The organism is Colwellia sp. MB3u-8, from assembly GCF_014076985.1.
GTDB lineage: Bacteria > Pseudomonadota > Gammaproteobacteria > Enterobacterales > Alteromonadaceae > Cognaticolwellia.
Genome location: NZ_JACGVA010000072.1, coordinates 102846 through 123807, shown reverse-complemented (window position 1 = coordinate 123807; position 20962 = coordinate 102846). Strand labels below are relative to the sequence as shown.

The following is a 20962-nucleotide window of genomic DNA, read 5'->3' as shown; positions in this document are numbered from 1 at the left end:
ATCAATCGCTAAACATAAACTTGATGACAAAAAAATCCCCGCTCATGGCGGGGATCTTAACACTTATTTCACGGGGTCGCAGTTCAAACTTAACAACATTAATTCTCGCAAAGCAACTGAGAACTTGGCAAACTCATGAGTTTGCCCAACTCTAAAGTTAGCCAAAATATGCTGCCAGCGCTCAAGTGGTTGAGCATTATCTAGAAACCATTTATCCAACATGGCATCAATATCGGTCGAGTTTTTATTACCACTTAATATCACCGAAGTTAATGAACGTTGTTGCCAATCAAGTTCTTCTCTAAATGACGACCTTGCCAGCGCTTGCCAGTGGTTCGATACCGGTTGCGTGGTAATTTGGTCTAAGAACCAATGTAAGTCTAATCTCGCACCCAGTTTAAAATAAAGACCGGTCGCTAATTCTGTTGGCACGGCTTCAGATTTTGCAATTTCTGCAATATCCATTACCGAGAACAAGGTGCTCAGTAATGAAATTCTTAATGCCACAGGCTCAGGCGCTCCTGCTTGAATTAAATCATTTTCCACGCGCTTAATTTGCGCTGCTTCATCTTCAATCATATAACTAGTAATATTACTTGAAAGTTTAGCAAAGGTGGCATGATAAAATTCAATTGATTGAGCGATGTTCATTGACTTAGTACGATGGCGAAGGAACCAACGTGTAGCACGGCGTACTGTTCTGCGTAACTGAAATAGCATTTCTGTTTGGATAGAGGTAGAAATTTTATTATCTAAATCACTGATCTGCGTCCAAATGTCTGATAACTCAAACACCGCACTCGCCATACTATAGCAATTAGCAATTTCAGACGTTGTTGCCCCAGTTTCTTCTTTCATACGGTGAACAAAATTAAAGCCCATATCGTTACCAATATTATTGGCTAACTTAGTCGCTATAATTTCAGCTCGTAGGGGATGATCTTGCATTTGCGCACTGTAATTATCTTGCAGCTGTTTTGGAAAGGCTTTAATGAGCAAGCTTTGGTGAAATTCGTTGTCGCTAATTTCAGGACAAACCAGCTCTTCTTTTAGTACCATTTTACTATAGGCAAGTAAAACAGAAAGCTCAGGGCGTGTTAACCCTTTACCTAAAGATAAACGCTCGGCAATTTCTTCATCACTTGGAATAAATTCTAACGCTCTAACTAATTTACCCGAACGCTCTAATTCAGTAATAAATTGTGCTTGTTCTTTGAGCTGCTTAACACCACGTAACTCTGTGATTGACAAAGAGTGAGTTTGACGATAGCAATCATCTATCACAATATCACCCACTTCTTCGGTCATATCAGCAAGAATTTTATTACGCTGCTTAACCGTTAAATCACCATTTTGAACTAAACCATTGAGTAATATTTTGATGTTAACTTCGTTATCTGAGCAATCAACGCCACCAGCATTATCAACAAAATCAGCATTAATACGACCGCCTTTAGCGGCAAATTCAATTCGACCTAAGTGCGTTAAGCCTAAATTACCACCTTCACCTACCACTTTCGCTTCTAGGTCTCGGCCATTAATACGTAATGAGTCGTTAGCACGGTCACCCACTTCTAAGTGAGATTCTTTTGAGCCTTTAACGTAAGTACCAATGCCGCCATTCCATAACAAATCAACCTTCATTTTTAATAAAGCTTGAATTAAGTCATTAGGTGCCATGGTTTGCTTTTGCGTACCAATCATTTTCTTAATTTGCGGTGTCAACTTTATTGACTTAGCAGAGCGATTGAATAATCCCCCTCCTTCCGAAACAAGTGACATATCAAAATCTTCCCATGAACAACCTGGAAGATTAAATAAACGCTCACGCTCAACGTAAGTAGTCGCTGCATCTGGCGTTGGGTCAATAAAGATATGTAAGTGGTTAAATGCGACTTGTAGACGGATGTGCTTTGATAATAACATGCCATTACCAAAAACATCACCAGCCATATCGCCAATACCAACGACGGTAAAATCAGTCGTTTGACAATCAACATCCATTTCTCGAAAGTGACGTTTTACTGATTCCCATGCACCTTTAGCGGTTATTCCCATGCCTTTATGGTCGTAGCCAACACTGCCACCTGAGGCAAACGCGTCGCCTAACCAAAAATTAAATTCATCAGAAATACTATTGGCAATATCCGAAAATGTAGCTGTACCTTTATCAGCGGCAACGACTAAATAAGGGTCATCTTCATCGTGACGCACAACATTTAATGGCGGGACTATTTCACCGTTAATAATATTGTCGGTAATATCAAGTAAACCACGAATAAAGGTACGATAGCACTCTTTACCCGCTTCAAAAATTTCATTTCTGTTACCGTTCGGCAGTTGCTTACAAACAAAACCACCTTTTGCACCCACAGGGACAATAACGGTATTTTTAACTTGTTGGGCTTTCACCAAACCTAGTACTTCAGTGCGGAAATCTTCGCGACGGTCAGACCAACGTAAACCACCTCGAGCCACTTTACCGCCGCGTAAGTGCACACCTTCTACTTGCGGAGAGTAAACAAATATTTCAAATTTAGGTAAAGGCAAAGGTACGTCGGTAATTAGCGCGGGTAAAATCTTAAATGAAATATAAGACTTCTCACCCGTAACAGGATGTGGCTGAAAATAGTTAGTACGAATAGTGGCATTAATCATCTCAACAAAGCGGCGAATAATACGGTCATCATCTAAGCTAGCAACACTGTCTAGAGAAGACTCGATGCTAGTGTGCACCTTCTCTATCAATTTCTCATTTAATTTTTTAGCCGGTGAAAAGCGTAAATTAAACAGTCTAATTAATAACTTGGCAATACTCGGATAACGTGCAAAAGTATTTTCAGTATAATTTTGGCTAAAGGTACCACCAATTTGACGCTCATATTTAGCATAGGCACGGATAATCGATACTTCACGACCGCCTAATTCAGCGCCTAAGATTAAACGGTTAAATCCGTCGTCTTCTAACTGCCCTGACCACACTTTTGCAAAAGCGTCTTGGAATAAGCTCTGAACAATCTCTAAGTTGAACTTACCTTTGCCAGTCAGTAACATTGAGAAGTCTAAAATCCAATAGACTTCTCCGTTTTCCGATTTTACGGCATACGGACTTTCGCCGATAACACGTAAACCAAAGTTTTCTAACATAGGCAGAACATCGGATAAATGTAATGGTTCACCCGAATGGAATAACTTTAATTTTACAGAGCGGCTGTTAGCGTCTTCTTCTTGTGGTTGATAAAACAACATTTCAAGTTTGTTGTCAGCAGATAAAGCTTCAAATTTTTCAATATCGACAATCGCTGTGCCCGGTAAAACTTCATCTTTATAGGCTTGTGGGAAGCTAATATATTTTCTACTTAACGCTTTGCCTTTAGCTTCGCCTTTATGCGAGTTTAATGAATCAGCTAAGTTATCATCCCAACTGCGTGCAGCATGGTTTAAATTCTTTTCAATTTCTTTCACATTAATGTCTGCTTTTGTCGAGTTAACTCTAACGATATAGTGCGTACGAGCTTGTGCTGACTCTGAGAAGTAAGTGGTGAATTCTACTTCTTCATTACTACCTAATGCTTCTTGTAGCAATTTTTGAGTATTAACACGTAACGCCGTGTTGTAACGCTCGCGTGGTACATAAACCATACAAGAGTAAAAGCGGTTGAAGGCATCACGGCGCATAAACAAGCCTGAATAATCACGCTCTTGCATTTGGAATATACCTATGACATTTTTCAATAATTCAGCAGGTGAACTTTGTAAAATCTCATCTCTTGGGTAAGTTTCAAGTATGTTGATTAAGGCTTTATAAGCATGGGTGCCTTTAGCAAAACCGGAATCGTTACAAGTAGCCAAAACTTTAGATTTAATTAACGGTAAATCTAAAGCGCTATTGGTATAATAAGCCGAACCAAATAAACCAACAAAGCGCTCTTCACCAATAACATTGCCTTTATTGTCAAAACGTTTTACACCAATATAATCAAGATGAGCGGGACGATGTACGCGCGACTTAGCATTGGTTTTTGTTAAAACAAGTAAGTTATTGCCTAACGCTATTTCTCGGGCTGATTCGCTCAGGTCAGACATCAGGCGCTCTTTGCTGCCGCCATACTGGTTCATTAAGCCTAAACTCGTGTTAATATCAGCCGTTAGCGCTATGTCGCCTTCTAATGTCTTCACTTGGTAAGCGCGATAACCTAATAAGGTAAAGTTGTCCGCTAACATCCATTCTAAAAGGCTCACGCTATCACTGTGCTCTTCTTTAGAGCAAGGTAAAACCGCCTGTTTAACTTCCTCAATAACACTACGCAGACGTGCTTGCATAGGTTGCCAATCGTTCACTGTTACAGCAATATCACTGACCACTGAGTGTAGTTCTTTGGCTATATTTTCTAATACTTTAGCGTCAATTTGACGATCTATTTCGATAAAAAATACTGTTTCAACCGACGTAGACTTGAACGACTGGTCGACAGAAGAAGAAAGCTTAGTGATATTTTTACTTTTACCGCGAATAATTTTTATTGGCGAATTTAGCATTAAATGTGGTGTTAGGTTTAATCGACTTAAGGCAATACGCACAGAATCCACTAAAAATGGCATATCACGGACAATTATTTCGATAATGGTATGGCTAGATTTCCACCCATTTTTTGACACCTGTGGATTAAAGACTTTAATCACTGGCTTATCATCTTGAGAATCGTTCAGCGTATTCCACAGACTTAGCGTGGCACCGTACATGTCACTGTCATTTCTCTGATCTAAATCTAACATTGAAATGTTTTTATAAAGCAGCTCAGAAAATTGATTTACAAGGGGAGCTGTTGCTGATGGAACTTTTTTTTGTATTAACTGTGCTACGTTCGAAAGTATCACTGAAGGTAAACCGTCTACTAACGTCATGCCTTTTCCCTTTTTGGATAAAACGCTTAAAAAAATTACAATATTTAGTCTGTCTTAGACTACAGATTGTAACAGCGATCTTATTAATAAACATAGGGAAATACGAGAACTATTTTAGATGCATTACTTTAAAAACTGTACATTTATCTGCCGATGATACTAACATTTTCTATTTATTCATTAGTTATAAATAGAAAATGACCTTTCGGTCATTTTCTTGTTTATTTATGCATAATTATTTTTTAAATTAATTAGCATTTATTTTCGTTGTGGCCATAAAAATGCCGCTATAGCTGGTAATACCAGTACGGCAGCAATCATATTAACTAAAAACATAAAGGTTAATAGTATTCCCATATCAACTTGAAATTTTAAATCAGAGAAAAACCAGGTTGAAACACCTATGGCTAAAGTCACTCCAGTGATAAGTACGGCACTACCTCGCTCTTTAAGCGCATCAAAATAAGCACTTTGAACCGTAGCTCCATTACGAAGCTTAGCACTCATAGTAGATAGAATATAAATACCGTAATCAACGCCAATACCTACACCTAAGGCGATAACCGGTAACGTTGATACCGTTAGGCCAATATCAAGTGCTGTCATCAGCCATTGTGCAAGCGTTGATACCACGTAAAGTGGCACAACGACAGCGATTGTTGCTCTTAAACTTCTAAAGCTTAGCAAACATAAAATAATCACCGCACCGTAAACATAAAGCATCATAGGGATCTGGGCAGCTTCTACCGCTTCATTAGTCGCTGCCATGACTCCAACAGGACCAGAGGCAAGTTTAAACGATAAGTTATCATTATCTAATTCACTAGCAGCAAGTTTTGCCGCATCAACCACACGATTAATTGTTTCGGCTTTATGATCTGTTAAAAACAAAATGACCGGCATGGCGCTACAATCGCTATTGAGTAAACCACTAGAGGATGGCACGCGTGCAATTGATTGCACCAAGGTTTGTGTATTACGAGATAGCACACGCCATTTCGGATTACCTTCGTTATAGCCCGCGTTCACAATTTTTGCGATGGACGCTAAACTTACCGCTGACTGCACACCTGGAATGTTTTCCATGCGCCACTGAAATCTATCAATAGTGTTCATGTGATCATAGTAAGTACAAGCGTCTGGCGTCGTTTCGACAATCACTGACATATAATCGACACTAATGGCATATTTATCGGTAATTAAAAAGGTATCTTGGTTATAACGTGACTCTTCATGAAGTGAGGGTGCTCCTGCATGTAACTCCCCTATCTTCATATCTTGGGCCTTTTGGTAACCCACAATATAGAGCACAGCCGTACAAGCTAGTATAATCAACGCGACCTTACGTGTCGCAAATAACGACATAAAGTGCCATATACCGTCGGTCGCAGACCCCTCTTTACCTTGATGATTTTCTTTACTTTTTGGCACATGCATGTAAGAAACTAACAGCGGCAACAAGACCAAATTAGTTAAAATAATCATCGCGACACCCAGTGAGGCGGTAATGGCAAGCTCGCGAATAATACCAATATCAATAGATAACAGTGTCATAAAGCCAACAGTATCTGACAACAGTGCGATACCACCTGGCACTAACAATATCCGGAAACTCAGTTGTGCCGCTTCTTTACTGGTTTTTCCACTGTTGACCATTTTGGAGACCGAGTTAATCATTTGCACACCATGACTAACCCCAATAGCAAAGACTAAAAAGGGTACCAATATCGACATAGGATCTAAACCAAAGCCAAGTGTTGATAACATACCTAGTTGCCATACAACAGCAATCAATGAACATGAAATAGGTAAAATAGTTAAAGCAATTGAGCGACAAAACCAAAATACCATTAAGGTTGTGATAGCGATGGCAATAGCAAAAAAGGTTACAACCCCTTTTGCTCCTTGTGCAACATCACCCACCATTTTAGTAAAGCCAATAATATGAATTGAGATATTGTCTTTTTCAAACTTACCCCGAATTTCATCTTCCAATTGTCCAGCAAGTACAATGCTATCTAACTTCTCACCGGTATTTGGATCAATTTCCATTAATGAGGCTTTCACCATAGAGCAACTGTAATCATCAGCAACAATACTACCAACAATACCGGCTTTTTCTATGTTACCTTTTACAATAGCTAAACCCGCGGCATCTGATTGAAAGCTGGCCGGTATTACTGGCCCACCGGCAAAACCATCTTCAACAATTTCAACAAATCGTGTACTAGGTGAAAATAAAGATTTTACCTGAATTCTGTCAACACCCGGTATAAAAAATAGCTGGTCATGTACGCCCTTTAAGGCGGTAAAAAACTCAGGATTAAAAATATCCCCACTGCTATCACAGACTGAAATTAATACGTTATTTGCACCACCAAAATTCTCCCTATGCTCGAGATAGGTTTTCATATAAGTGTGGTTAAGGGGGATATGCTTGGTAAAGGCCGCATCAAGTTTAATTTGTGTTGCTTGAAACAACAAAAATATACTGGTCAGAGCAAAAAATACCAGTACGGCTAATCGACGACGAAAAAGTGTTGCTTCGACAACATTAATAATAGAGTTAAATTTCATGACAGTTACTTAGTTAGGTTAATGGTTTTGATGCCAACATCAGAGACGGCGATAATTTTATTTTCATACCAAACCCCCGCTATAAGTGCTTTACCATCTTTTTGAAGATGTTTGGTAAATGTAGCACCATCATCACGACTTTCTAATAATATGCCGTTATTACCCAAGATAAAAATCCGTTGATCGTCACTAAGCACAATAGCACTTAACAAGCCGGTAACCTCGCTATCAATGGCTTGCCATGGCGTACCGTTACGTAAACTACGAAAGATATGACCTCGTAAACCCACAACCAGTAAGTTGCCTTCCTGTGTGCGGTTTATATCGTAAAATGAGCCTGGATATATCTCATCAAGTTTTTCCCAACTCACGCCAAAATCATTACTTTTTGCAATTAGGCCCATTTCACCCGCTAAATATAACGTACGACCATCGGCAACAACGCGATTAAAATGCGGCAGTATACTGCTTTGCACATCTAAATACGCTTCTTCATCTTGCACTTTTAATTCGGCTAAATACGTTTGGTCTTCTGGGTAAAGCAATTCATTATGATGCTCTATAGCCCAATGCTCGCCACCGTCATTTGTACGATAAAACAAACCATAGGAGCCAATAGCAATACCGTTATCTTTATCTAAAAAAAACACATCCAACAAGGGTTTTTCTACTTGTGGTAGATGCTGTTGTATTTGCCAAGAAAGGCCAGCATCTTTTGACGATAATATAGTCGCGTCATGACCGACCGCCCAGCCATTGTCTTCATCGGTAAAATAAACCGCGGTTAATGTGACTTGTACAGGCACTTGTGCTTGCTGCCATTGCACACCATCTGTTGAAAGTAAAATGTGACCACGCTCACCAACAACCACTAATTTTGATTGATTAATGACCGTAATATCAAGCAAGAGCGATTTACTCGCCAGTGGAGCAATTACCGAGTCGAGTGTTTGCGCATTAATAATAGGGATCGTAAGAAAACTGAGTAAAATAAGGAGAAGACGCATCATTAACTATATTAGCTCCATTCATTTGGACTGTAGAGGCCATCAGCCTCAAATTAGATATGTTAAGGAGAAAATGGGCTTTAGCAATGCCCATTGATACCTAGATATTCACCGTCATTAGCTTAGCTAATAAACAGCGGAATAAAAATTAAATAACTACTTGAAAGTTTAAAAAAAACGGCTAGCACTCGCCAGCCGTTTTATTAAGGTTGTTACTTACCTGCGACCTTCACGACGTAATGCTGAAGACGTAAAGTCTACATCATTTAAATCGGCTGAAAAGTCATACATACTGGCTTCGTTATCTAAACCCATCGCAATATAACGACGAGATTGTAGATCATGAAACACTTCTAAAGTTGACCATTGCGTTGGTACTTCATAGTAATTAATACCATGAGCAACACCTACTCGATATAGTTCATCACGGTTATCATAAATATCAGTAACCGCTATTTGCCAGCTATCTTCATCGATATAAAACACGCGTTTTTTATAAGTATGACGTGTATCTGATTTTAAGTTCGCCTCGACCACCCAAACGCGATGTTTCTCGTAACGTACCAATTCAGGATTAATATGACCTGGCTGTAAAATTTGATCATATTTTACATCATCACTATGCAAACGATAATCATTATAAGGAATTAACAACTCTTGCTTGCCTTTTAATGTCCAATTATAGCGATTCGGTGCGCCGTTAAACATGTCAAAGTCATCTGTTGTTCTTAAACCATCTGACGCTGTACCTGGTGCGTCATAAGCAACATTAGGTGCCCGACGAACACGACGTTGGCCCGTATTATAAGTCCAAGCTTGGCGAGGTGTTTTTATTTGATCCATGGTTTCATGAACCAATAAAGCCGTACCGGCTAAACGTGCTGGCTCAGTCACTTTTTGTTTAAACTTAAATAAAATATTGGTTTTTCGAAGCTCTTCAGCTTTAACACCCTTAACGCCATAGGGTATAAGTAACTGATCATCAAATCCCATGTAGGTATAATCGCCTGACGCCGTTGGCGCTGCTTGACCACCTTCACGCGTCAATTTTTCACCACGATAGCGTAAAATATGATTCCAAATGGCTTCTAAACCATCACTTGGCACTGGGAATGGGATACCAATTGCTGCTTGAATAATACCATTTCCGCCTTCAACTAATTCAGTTCTAGTGGCATTTTCCAAATTCGCCTGATAAACATGCTCAGGATACGATGCTGAACGACGAGATTGATAAACACTCATCTTGTAAGTATCAGGATAAGTTTCAAACAACTTAATTTGGCCTGGCGTTAATAAATTTTTATATTGCGCAAGGTTCTTGGCTGTAATGGTATACATTGCCTTATCATCAGCAAATGGGTCTAGATGATGATCACCCACTTTATAGCCCGCAGGTGCTGATTTAATACCACCTGTCCATGCTGGAATAGAACCATCTGCGTTGGCTGCGCGAACAGCACCAAAGGGCGTTAATTCTTTTTGTAACTTAGCTGCCTCTTGCTCGCTAATTTTTGCAGTAGCGCTGGTTGATGCTAATGCTACGGTTACCGCTATTGATACTAGCGTTACCTTTTTAAAGGTATTTTTAAAAATATTTCTCATGAAAGTAATCCTCATACAGCCTTAAATTGAATACTTGATGTTAAAAGATACATAATCGCGATCTTCTAATTGATTCGTAGTGCCTACACCACCAAAAAAGCTGTTGTAACTAAAATCAGCAGACCAACGGCTTTGGTAATCGAAACCTAAACCTAATGACACAGACTTTCTATCTTCAACAAACAAGAATAAGGGATCCGGTGTAATACCGTTCACATCATGTGAAAAGACAACTTTTGGTGAAACGTTAATGCCAGCAAATACGTTGGTATAATCCAACTTACCGACAAAGCGATAACCCCATGCAAAAGCACTTGGGAATGGGTTGGTTTCAACGCCGTCTTGTAGCGCTAGTTCTAAACCTTCTTTACCTGCAACACCACCATTTCGGCCAGTGCCTGGGCCATTTAGACGTAAAACATCTTGATCTGGCATGTCACGAATATCAATACCACCGACTTCAAGCAAGGTTACAAATTGACTGGCACCAAGTGTTGGTCCCCATAGATGGGTTAAAGTCATTTGTGCTTGTATGGTATCAGATAAAATATAGCCATTAGCACGTGTGCCACCGGCGAAAACAGGCATTTGCGAAATACCATCAAGCTCATCACGCCCTAAATCATTCGCTAATTGTTGTGGCATAGCCGCAAATAACAATTCAACGTCATCTATTTGCAATGGTTCATCTTGACGGAAGGTCACTTCACCGGCAACCGATGTTGTGCCAATAGCGGTATTAAAGCTTAAAGCATAAAGTTTTATATCTTCAATATAATCCAGCTCAACACGAGAAAAAGCCTGTAAATCCGTATAGTTATCTTGTGTGATTTCAGTCGACACTAACATACCAACATCATGAGCTAAAGCTGCGCCGCTAAAGTCAGCGGTAATACCTGAAAATACTGGACGTCTGCTATGATAATTCATGTGATACAAGCTAACTTCTGTATCATTTAACTCAGGTAAATACCAAGAAAGGCGCAAACCGTATTGACCGCCATCTTCTGGCTCGTTTTCAGCGCCGTCTTCACGCAAGGTTAATTTTGTTGGGAAACCACCGACATAAGCAGCACCGGCATCAGCAATGGCGACATTGCCATTTAATATTTGCGCTCTTAAGCCATTTAAATTGTTAATTAACGAGTCAAGATCCATATCTGGATTACTAGCAAAGTTTAATTGCACATTATTATACTGGCCACCATCACCGGCAAAATCATTAGTTGAAAAATAACTTCCTGGTGCAGGTAAAACAGTTTTTTCCCAGCTATATTGATAAAACATTTCAACGTTGAAAGTTTCGGTAACCCCTAACGATCCCCATACAGCGCCAAAAGGAATAAAGGCTTCTTTTAACTCTGCGCCAGGTGCTTTTAAGCGGGCAATATCTACGGGGTTAAGTTCACTAATACCGTGAGAGATTAAGGTACTTTCGCCCCAACTAATCACCTGTTGACCAACACGGACAGAAAACGGCATTGCACCGAGTTCAAAATCACCATAAACAAAAGCATCCAACATGCGAACATCACGACATACTTGGTCTTTAGCTTCATTATCACGACATGGGTCATTAACCTTACCAGAACTCGGATTTGTCCAAGCTCTTTCGCCGTCCACCATTTCAAAATCATAAAAATACATAGCGCGACCAAAAAAACCTAAGTTTTCATAACGCACACCAAGCTCATGTGTCCCTTTGATTAATTTTGAAAAGCTTTCGCCAGAATTAAAGTTTAAATTAGCGTTATCGCCATTGGTCGAATAACTTCCAGCACCATCCCATACAGTAGCGGCACTAGGATTAGCATTTAGTATTGGATGATATTGGCTAAAATCAAAGCCATTATTAACATTATTAGATTTACCAACGTTGTCATTCCAATTACGATCTTCTACACGCCAGCTTGTACCAGCTGAAAATGTAGAATCAAAACTAATGTCGAAGTTTCCTAACTCAAAGTTTTTTGCTTGAACATTAACATTAGCTAATGTTATCAAAGCGGCAGCTATACTCAAAGCCAGTGGCTTTTTGTAAAAACCGTTGCGAAGGTTCTGTTTCATTTCCTATCTCCCCAGATGTGATTTTGCATTTTATTTTTATATGCTACGTACATGGTATAAAACAATAATTACATCATTTTGACCCAGTGGCAAGTGCTAAAGTCTTTGTTAAAGCCCTTTATATTCAAGACTTGAATCAAGTCATCTGATGAGAACAAAGAGGTGTTTAAAACACTTGTTTTAAACACCTAATCTTAATAAGCTTCAATCCTCAAATAGTGAACAGAAATAACCGCCGACATAGAAGCTGCCATTCGCGACAGTTATTTTAAATGGTCAGACCACTGTTTAAAGCAAAAACTCTAATCATGAGATTTTATCTAATGATAAAAACTTATTGTTAAATGTTTCTAAGCAAAATCGCCCTTTAATGCCATTTCCAGTTAAATAAACGCGTAAATGCATCGCCGGAAATTCAACCTTTACTCTCTGCTCCGTCATGACAATAATGGATTTAATTCGCCCTTGATAATAAGGTAAGTATTCTTGGCTCGTTATATTCAAGCTAAAATAGTACTTCATGCTTTATTGCTAATGCGCCAACGCAGCATCAAGTTTTTCCTTTAAATCTTTTGAAAGATTTACTTGCTTAGCAAATTGTTCGAGCTTGGTTTTTATCATGGTTTGTCTGTACTGATCAAACGACTTAAATTGAATAAGCGGCGTAATTAATCGCGACGCTACTTGTGGATTAATATCGTTAAGCAGAATTAATTGTTCAATTAAAAACTGATAACCTTGGCCACTAACACAATGAAAATAACGAGGATTGTTAGCCGTAAAAGCACCAATAAGGGCACGAACTCTATTTGGATTCTTTAAGCTAAATAATGGATGTGCAACAAGTGCCGCTAAATTTTCATAGATAGCCTCCTCATTAACACTTGCTTGTATCGCAAACCATTTATCCATGACCAATGCTGTGTCAGACCATTTATGCTCAAAATCTAACATCATATTAGCAAAGTTTTCATGGCGATTTTTTGCCGCACAGTTAAGCACAGCTAAAGTGTCGGTCATATTGTTTGACTGCTGAAACTGCTTGGTTAATAACGCTTCTTGGCTACTCAGCGTACTCAAGTAAGATAGGCAAATATTTTTTAATGCCCGTTTACCTATGGCAGTGCCGTCACTTGCATAATCAGCTTGTATATTTTGCTGATACTGCTGTAAAAAAAACGGTGCTAGTTCTTTTGCTAAAACATGCTTAACACTATCAATGGCGTCAAGCAGAGCGATAGGGTCAACTTCTGCAATATTGTCAACTAATTCACTAAAGCTCGGTAATGTTAATTGCTCAGCTTTGAAGGCGGCTGAAATATCGGCGGTTAATATGGTCTTAAAGGCTTGGTATAAATGTTTAGGTAAACTCAAAGTCGGTTGCAGCATCAGCTGAGTGATATAGGTTGTTAAGAGTTTTTGCCCTGCATCCCAGCGACAAAAATCATCGTTAGCACGGGTCATAATACATTGTAAGTCTTGATCAGATTGTGAAAATTGGCTTTTAACCGGTGCAGAAAACCCCGTTAATATAGCCAACACAGGTTTTTGGCTAAAAGCTTTAAAAGTCCATGTTTGCTTTTGCTGGGTTAATTGTAGTAACTTCGACTGATTTGGCTGACCATCATTAGCCATTAATTCAATACCAACAGGAATATGTAAGGCTGGATTTTCGCCATTATTTTGCGCTATGGTTAAGTAATATTCAGACAAGCCTTCGTCAAAGCTTTCGCTAATCTGTAATACAGGCGTTCCTGCTTGGGTGTACCAGCGCTTAAATTGGCTAAGATCAACACCCGATGCATCTGCCATGGCACTGATAAAGTCATCACATGTCACCGCCATACCATCAAAGCGTTGAAAGTATAAATCTAAACCTTTTCTGAATTTATCCACGCCAAGCAAGGTATGAATCATACGAATAACTTCAGCACCTTTTTCGTAAACCGTTAAGGTGTAAAAGTTATTCATTTCAATAACTTTTTCTGGTCGAATCGGATGGGCCATTGGGCCAGCATCTTCGGCAAATTGCAGCGAACGTAACACCCGCACATTTTGAATACGGTTAACTGAAGCTGAGTGCATATCAGCACTAAATTGCTGATCTCTAAATACTGTCAGCCCTTCTTTTAAACTCAGTTGAAACCAATCTCGGCAAGTCACACGGTTACCGGTCCAGTTATGAAAATATTCATGGGCAATAACCGCCTCAACATTAAAGTAATCAACATCGGTCGCGCTAGCTTCATCAGCTAAAACGAATTTACTGTTAAAGACATTCAGACCTTTGTTTTCCATCGCGCCCATATTGAAAAAATCAACCGCTACTATCATGTAAATATCAAGATCATATTCAAGCCCAAAGGTTTTTTCATCCCAGTTCATCGCATGTTTTAGCGACGCCATAGCATGATGCGCCTTATGAATATTGCCCTTATCAACAAATATTTCCAAGGCAACGTCACGACCAGAACTCGTGTTATAGGTATCTTTTAAAACATCAAAATCACCGGCAACTAGGGCAAATAAATAACAGGGTTTAGGAAAGGGGTCGTGCCATTGCACAAAATGCTGACCACTGGCTAAGTCACCTGCAGCGATCTTATTACCATTGGATAACAAATAAGGAAACTGCGCTTTGTTGGCAATAACTTTGGTGGTAAACGTTGCCATGATATCAGGACGGTCGAGGTAATAGCTAATGCGCCTAAAACCTTCCGCTTCACACTGAGTACAGTAGGCCTCGCCTGACTTAAACAAGCCTTCAAGTGCGGTATTTTCAATAGGATTAATTTCAGTAACGATTTCTAACGTAAATTCGTTGCGATCGATAGCAAGGGTTAAACTGGTATCACTAACGCGATAATCATCACTTGAGAGCGGCTCATCATCAATCAAAACTGATAATAAAGTTAAGTGTTCGCCATCAAGTATCAAGGGTTGATTATCTGCCACCTTTCGAGTCATCTGCATGCGATTGGTAACGCGAGTTTTATATTCATCAAGTTTAAAGGTTAACTCAACGGTAGAAATAGAAAAGTTTGCTTCGCTATAGTCAGCTAAATAGCGTGGGGTAAAATCACTCATGCGCATCCTTAATAGAGTACATTGTATCTTGGTTAGAAGTTAACGCCTGTAATAGACATTAAAAAGCCTGTATTAAACAGGCTTTGTGAATATTTATTAATTTTGCAAATTTTTAGTTCTTTGTCACTAGTCTCTTTATCTTAAAGCCCATATAACCATATGTCACGGCTAAAATAGGGTTAATTAAGTTAAAGAAACAATAAAATATATAATCATAAGATGTTAATGCCATAGCGCCAAACATAAATGCACCACAGGTATTCCAAGGTATTAATGGTGAAGTAATAGTGCCCGAATCTTCTAATGTTCGGCTTAATACTACTGGATCCAAGCCCCTTTTTTCATATTCTTCTTTGTACATTCTTCCCGGCATCACAATAGCCATATATTGGTCGGCTGTGATCAAGTTAGTGCCAATACAAGTCGCTACGGTACTGGCAATTAAGCTACCCGTTGATTTTGCCTTCGCTAAAATTGATTCAACAAACTTTTTCAACATACCTAAGTGTTCTAAAATTGCACCAAAGCTTAATGCGGTAACCACTAGCCAGATAGTATTTAACATACCCGACATACCACCACGGCTTAATAGTTGATCAATTTCCGCGTTGCCTGTGTCGACAACTACGCCGTCAAAAAATGCTGTCCATACCACCATAATAGTGGCTTTAGTTGAATCTACACCTTCTTGAGCCATGCCAGAAATCAAGTCTTGTTGAAAAATCACCGCCCAAATAGCACCTAATACCGCACCGATAGCAACCGCTGGAAATGCTGGCATTTTTTTATAAGCCATTATTAATAATAACAGTAAGGGGATTAAGTTCAAGGCAGATATGTTATAGGTATTTTCCAAGGTACTCGTTAATGACACAATACTATCTGTGTTACCCACCCCTGAAGTAGAATGATTAAAGCCAATAATAAGAAATAAAATTAGCGCAATGGTAATTGAAGGAATAGTTGTCCATAGCATGTAGCGAATATGAGCAAATAATTCACTACCGGCTACCGCAGGTGCTAAATTAGTCGTTTCGGATAATGGCGATAATTTATCACCAAAATAGGCGCCTGATATTACGGCACCAGCAGTAACCGATGGCGATAATTCAAAGCCGCCAGCAATACCAATAAATGCAACACCTACTGTTGCGGCAGTGGTCCAAGAGCTGCCTATGCTCATAGCTACAACACCGCACACTAGGCAGGTTGCGGCATAAAACCAACTAGGGTCTATAATTTTCAAGCCATAATAAACCATAGTAGGCACAGTACCTGATAACAACCATGTACCAATTAATGACCCTACGGCTAATAAAATTAGCACCGCGCCTAAAGAAATTGATATGCCATGGATAATAGATTTTTCCATCTCATGCCATTTATGACCATTTTTTAGCCCGATCACTGCAGCTACGCCCGTCGCTAAAAGTAAGGCTATTTGGTTAGGTCCTGATGATGAACTATCACCAAAAAAAGTTACCGCGGCAATTAATAAACAAATAAGGACAACGATTGGAATAAGAGAGTCCAACATAGAAGGTTGTCGCAAAGATTGAGGGTCAGACATAGATAAATTTACACCTTATTATCTTAATTATTATAGTGGTTAAATTATTTGTGCTAGTAAGATGCCGACTGTTCGCAGATAGTGCAAGTTATTTTTGACAATAAGCTGCTAACTAGCCCTTTGTTTATAAGGATTTAAAGAATAATTATGCAGTTATTTCAGGTAAAAATCAGTCGAAGCAACCTAGCACTAAAAAGCCACCCTAAGGTGGCTTTTATTATTGCGTCAGTAAAACAGCTATTTTTTTGCGAGTTTACCCAGTGACACTAAGTCAAAGGTAATTCTTGCTGTTTCGTCTAAAAACGGGTCTAGTGCTTCTAAATCTTCTGGTAAGTCATCTAAGTCAGCTACGTTTTCTTTACCCATAACAGTAAGTCGTTCATTCGCACGCTTTAATTGCTTAGCTTTACGACTCTCTCTTTTTGCTTTGCGCTTAGCCAAGTTTAATGAGATATTTTTATCATCTTTTTCAGCTTTATATTCTGCAATATCAGAGAGTAAATAATTAAACTCTTGATTTTTTTCAACACGTGAACTGTACAATGAAGTCAAATATGATACATCTTTGCTAATATCATTAAGCTTATTATATTGCGCTTTTGGGATTTGGTCCCAAGGCAAGGCGTTTTCTTCTTTACTTTCGCCCCAATCAGCTGGATCTATCGCCGATGGAAATGTAATATCGGGCAATACACCCCGGTGTTGGGTGCTACCACCATTAATACGATAAAACTTGGCAATCGTAAACTGAATACTGCCAAACGGTTTTTCGTACAAATCGTAGACACGACCTAGACCTCTATGTTGCTGGACAGTGCCTTTGCCAAAAGTGTGCTCACCCACAATAACGCCTCGGCCATAATCCTGAATGGCTGCTGAGAATATCTCTGACGCTGAAGCGCTGTAGCGATCGACCATAACAGTCAATGGCCCATCATAAAAACTAATACCGTCTTTATCACTGTTAACTTGTACGCGGTTAGCACCATCACGCACTTGTACTACCGGGCCTTTATCAATAAATAAGCCGGTAAGTAAAGTTGCCTCTGTTAACGAACCACCACCATTGCCACGAAGGTCAACAATGATACCGGCCACGTTCTCCTCTTTAAGTTTAGCTATTTCAAGCTTAACATCGCGAGAAAGATGGTTGTAAAAGCTTGGAATAGTGATCACACCCAGTTTTTTAGTGTTCTCATCACCCTCTTTTTCAAAATAGACTTCTGATTTTGCCGCGCGATCTTCAAGTTTTATGGTATCTCTAACAATAGAAACCACTTTAATGCTGCTGTCATCTTCTGATTCTGCGCCTAAAACTTGTAACCTAACCTTGCTGCCTTTAGGACCTTTGATCAGCTCAACAACATCATCTAAACGCCAACCAATAACGTCGACAAACTCTTTATCATTTTGTGCAACACCGACAATACGATCTTTAGGGTTTAATTCGTTAGATTTATCAGCTGGGCCACCAGAAACCACACTTTGAATAACGGTATAGTCTTCTTCTGCACGTAAAACTGCACCAATACCTTCCAGTGATAAATTCATTTCCATTTGAAAACGTTCAGCATTACGGGGAGATAAATATGAAGTGTGTGGTTCCACTACGCGGGCAAAGCTGTTCATGACAACTTGAAACACATCTTCACTTTCACTTTGCTTTAAGCGTTTAATCGCGTAACGGTAACGTTTACCTAATACTTCTTGAATTTTTTCCCACTCTTTACCGGCTAACGTTAAATTTAGTGCGTCATATTTAACTTTTTTACGCCATAACTCGTCTAATTCATCAACAGAGTTAGGCCATTGAGCATCTTCACGATCAAAGTCGTAGGATTCATCAAGGTCGAAATCAAAAGCTTTCTCGCTTGCTAAAAGGCTTATTGCATATTGATAGCGTTCTAATCGGCGTTGTAAATTAAGATTGTAAATTTCATAGGCAACATCAAGTTTACCACGGGCAATAACCGTATCAAATTCATCACGATACTGCTCAAAGCCTTTAACGTCAGTAGCCAGAAATACGTTACGAGCGTAATCTAATTGCTTAATATAACGATCAAAAATTTGCTCTGAAAGTAAGTCATCAATTTTTATTTTTTTGTAGTGTGCACGCGTAAACTGTGCCGTAATTCGCTTTGTAGAAGCCGCATGTTGGCTTTCTGGCGCCAATATCAATAAGCTTTCATTGTCTTCCTTAGTCTCAGAAAAACCTGAAATACTGACAAGTGACAATGATACCGCAAGAGCTATACAACAAAATTTATGCATTCACATACTCCAAAATTTATTCTGTAAAAATATTTTTAACTTGTGTTTTAACAACCATACCCGAGTTTAATTGTACGCTAACATCTTTGCCAGAAACTTCTGTAATAACAGCATCCATTGAAGATTGTCCCAATTGCACTTTGATATTTTTGCCAACAACAACATTACTTGTTTCAACCGGTTTAAGTGTAACGGTTGGTTTTGCAACTACGCGCTTGGTTGATTTCACCGTATTGAATTTTTCTTTACGGCTACCATCCGTAGAGTCTTTAGCAACCGGCTTAGTTCCCTTAGCAGCATTACCTTTATAAGGTTTTTTAGCCACTTTGTCTTTAGGCTTTTTGGTACCAAACTTTTCTTGGCTTTCTTTTAATGTTTTGCTGGCATAATCTGCTTGTTCTTGATCAATCTCTGCAGAGTCATTACCGTCAATATCAATTCGAAAACAGCCTAGTTTAATCGCTTTCAAATAGCGCCAGCTACTTGTGTAATGTCTCAGTGCTTGACGTAGGCGAGTTTTACTTACCGTTTCATCACCAATCAGCTTTTCTGCTAAATCTTGAAAAATACCAATTTTTAATGGTTTTGCAGCACCTTCGATAGAAAAACATGCTGGAAATTTTTCCGCCAAATAGCCAATAATTTCTTTTGTGCTAATACGCTTAACTTCAGCATCAACATTTGGCGTTGTTTCAACCACCGCATCTACTACTGGTGTTGTTTCAACTGCTGCGTCTGCTACTGTTGTTTCAACTGCCACGTCTGCTACCACTTTTACTTCACTTTCTATTTTAGTTTCCATAAATACAACTTTTCAAAATTTTAATTCTGCTCTGCTAGATATTGTTCACGATTTTCCAACAAATGTCGGCACCAATCATAAATATCTTCACTTTCGATTTCAGCTAAGGCTTCTTGCCCTATCCACGTGTCCCACACCAAAGAAAGCAACTGCTCTAAAACCTCTGGTGCAATATCTTCTTCTGCTAAGTCATAAACGGTATGATAAATCTCGTTAATACGCTCAGCAACTATCTCTTCATCACCTTCCCAATCGCCAACAACGGCTTCTGAAACTAGGTAGTCATGAATAACAATAAATTCTTTCATTAGTTTACCACGCCATGGTTAATCATAACATTTTCAAACAAACTAATTATTTTTTCTAACCCTGCTTGATCATCACTATCAAAACGATTGAATGCGATGCTGTCAATATCAAGCACAGCTATCACCTTCTCGTTCAACCTTAAAGGTAATACTATTTCAGCATTACTGCTAGCGTCACAAGCAATATGACCGTCAAACGCATGCACATCAGCAACACGTTGTACTGCATTTTTACTTGCCGCTGTTCCACAAACCCCACGACCTAAAGGGATACGGATACAAGCCACTTTACCTTGAAATGGACCAAGGACAAGTTCGTCATTGATCAAACGGTAAAAACCAACCCAATTAACATCGGCTAATTGTTCAAATAACAAAGCACTGACGTTGGCCATATTAGCAATCACATCAGTTTCATCACTGATCAAGGCTTCAACTTGCTTATATAAGTCACGATAAAAGGTGTTTTTTGTCATTAATGAAGATGCCTACAATAAAAACGCATAACATACCCTGATAGCACAGAAAACTAAAGCGCTATCAGCAGCAATTAGCAATTATCTAGCAATTTTATGATAAATATTAACTTTAGTGGCGAATTTATCATTTTTTCATCGTTAAATCGTCTACCAATCACTTTTTGATATCTTTCTTTAAGCTTTTATTTTGCCAACCTTGATGATTATTTATTTGCTGTGTAACAACCGTCTCTTTATATCAATAAAGTCATATTACTCCGCTGCCATACGTTTTTTCCATC

General features: G+C 39.0%; 12 protein-coding genes. All 12 read right to left on the bottom strand.

The annotated features are described in order from the left end of the window. Positions 1 to 63: 63 nt before the first annotated feature. A complete protein-coding gene (locus H4J54_RS16460; protein WP_182192083.1) occupies positions 64 to 4905 on the bottom strand; it encodes an NAD-glutamate dehydrogenase in 4842 nt (1613 codons plus the stop codon). Positions 4906 to 5163: 258 nt separating this feature from the next. Next, the gene (locus H4J54_RS16455) at positions 5164 to 7482 is read right to left on the bottom strand and encodes an RND family transporter (RefSeq protein ID WP_182192082.1); all 2319 of its coding nucleotides are present in this window, start codon (positions 7480 to 7482) and stop codon (positions 5164 to 5166) included. A gap of 5 nt (positions 7483 to 7487) precedes the next feature. Continuing rightward, entirely contained in the window at positions 7488 to 8492 is a 1005-nt protein-coding gene (locus tag H4J54_RS16450) for a YCF48-related protein (protein WP_259367000.1), read from the bottom strand. Positions 8493 to 8705: 213 nt separating this feature from the next. Then, the gene (locus H4J54_RS16445; protein ID WP_182192081.1) at positions 8706 to 10094 is read right to left on the bottom strand and encodes a DUF1329 domain-containing protein; all 1389 of its coding nucleotides are present in this window, start codon (positions 10092 to 10094) and stop codon (positions 8706 to 8708) included. 21 nt (positions 10095 to 10115) lie between these two features. Next, positions 10116 to 12161 (bottom strand): DUF1302 domain-containing protein, encoded by a 2046-nt coding sequence (locus H4J54_RS16440; RefSeq protein ID WP_182192080.1) that lies wholly within the window; start codon positions 12159 to 12161, stop codon positions 10116 to 10118. 306 nt (positions 12162 to 12467) lie between these two features. After that, on the bottom strand, positions 12468 to 12683 hold the full coding sequence (locus H4J54_RS16435) for a DUF2835 family protein (protein ID WP_182192079.1): 216 nt from the start codon (positions 12681 to 12683) through the stop codon (positions 12468 to 12470). A gap of 9 nt (positions 12684 to 12692) precedes the next feature. After that, positions 12693 to 15254: an aminopeptidase N gene (gene pepN, locus H4J54_RS16430; protein WP_404851918.1), complete on the bottom strand. Its 2562-nt coding sequence runs from the start codon at positions 15252 to 15254 to the stop codon at positions 12693 to 12695. Positions 15255 to 15360: 106 nt separating this feature from the next. After that, the gene (nhaC, locus tag H4J54_RS16425) at positions 15361 to 16818 is read right to left on the bottom strand and encodes a Na+/H+ antiporter NhaC (RefSeq protein WP_182192077.1); all 1458 of its coding nucleotides are present in this window, start codon (positions 16816 to 16818) and stop codon (positions 15361 to 15363) included. Positions 16819 to 17055: 237 nt separating this feature from the next. Continuing rightward, a complete protein-coding gene (gene prc / locus H4J54_RS16420) occupies positions 17056 to 19092 on the bottom strand; it encodes a carboxy terminal-processing peptidase (RefSeq protein WP_182192076.1) in 2037 nt (678 codons plus the stop codon). 16 nt (positions 19093 to 19108) lie between these two features. After that, entirely contained in the window at positions 19109 to 19894 is a 786-nt protein-coding gene (gene proQ / locus H4J54_RS16415; RefSeq protein ID WP_182192075.1) for an RNA chaperone ProQ, read from the bottom strand. A 20-nt stretch (positions 19895 to 19914) separates the two neighbouring features. Continuing rightward, complete coding sequence (locus H4J54_RS16410; protein WP_182137793.1) at positions 19915 to 20202, bottom strand: hypothetical protein; 288 nt, start codon at positions 20200 to 20202, stop codon at positions 19915 to 19917. Continuing rightward, entirely contained in the window at positions 20202 to 20678 is a 477-nt protein-coding gene (locus tag H4J54_RS16405; protein WP_182137792.1) for a GAF domain-containing protein, read from the bottom strand. Before H4J54_RS16405 ends, H4J54_RS16410 begins: the two co-directional genes overlap by 1 nt. Between the last annotated feature and the right edge of the window lie 284 nt (positions 20679 to 20962).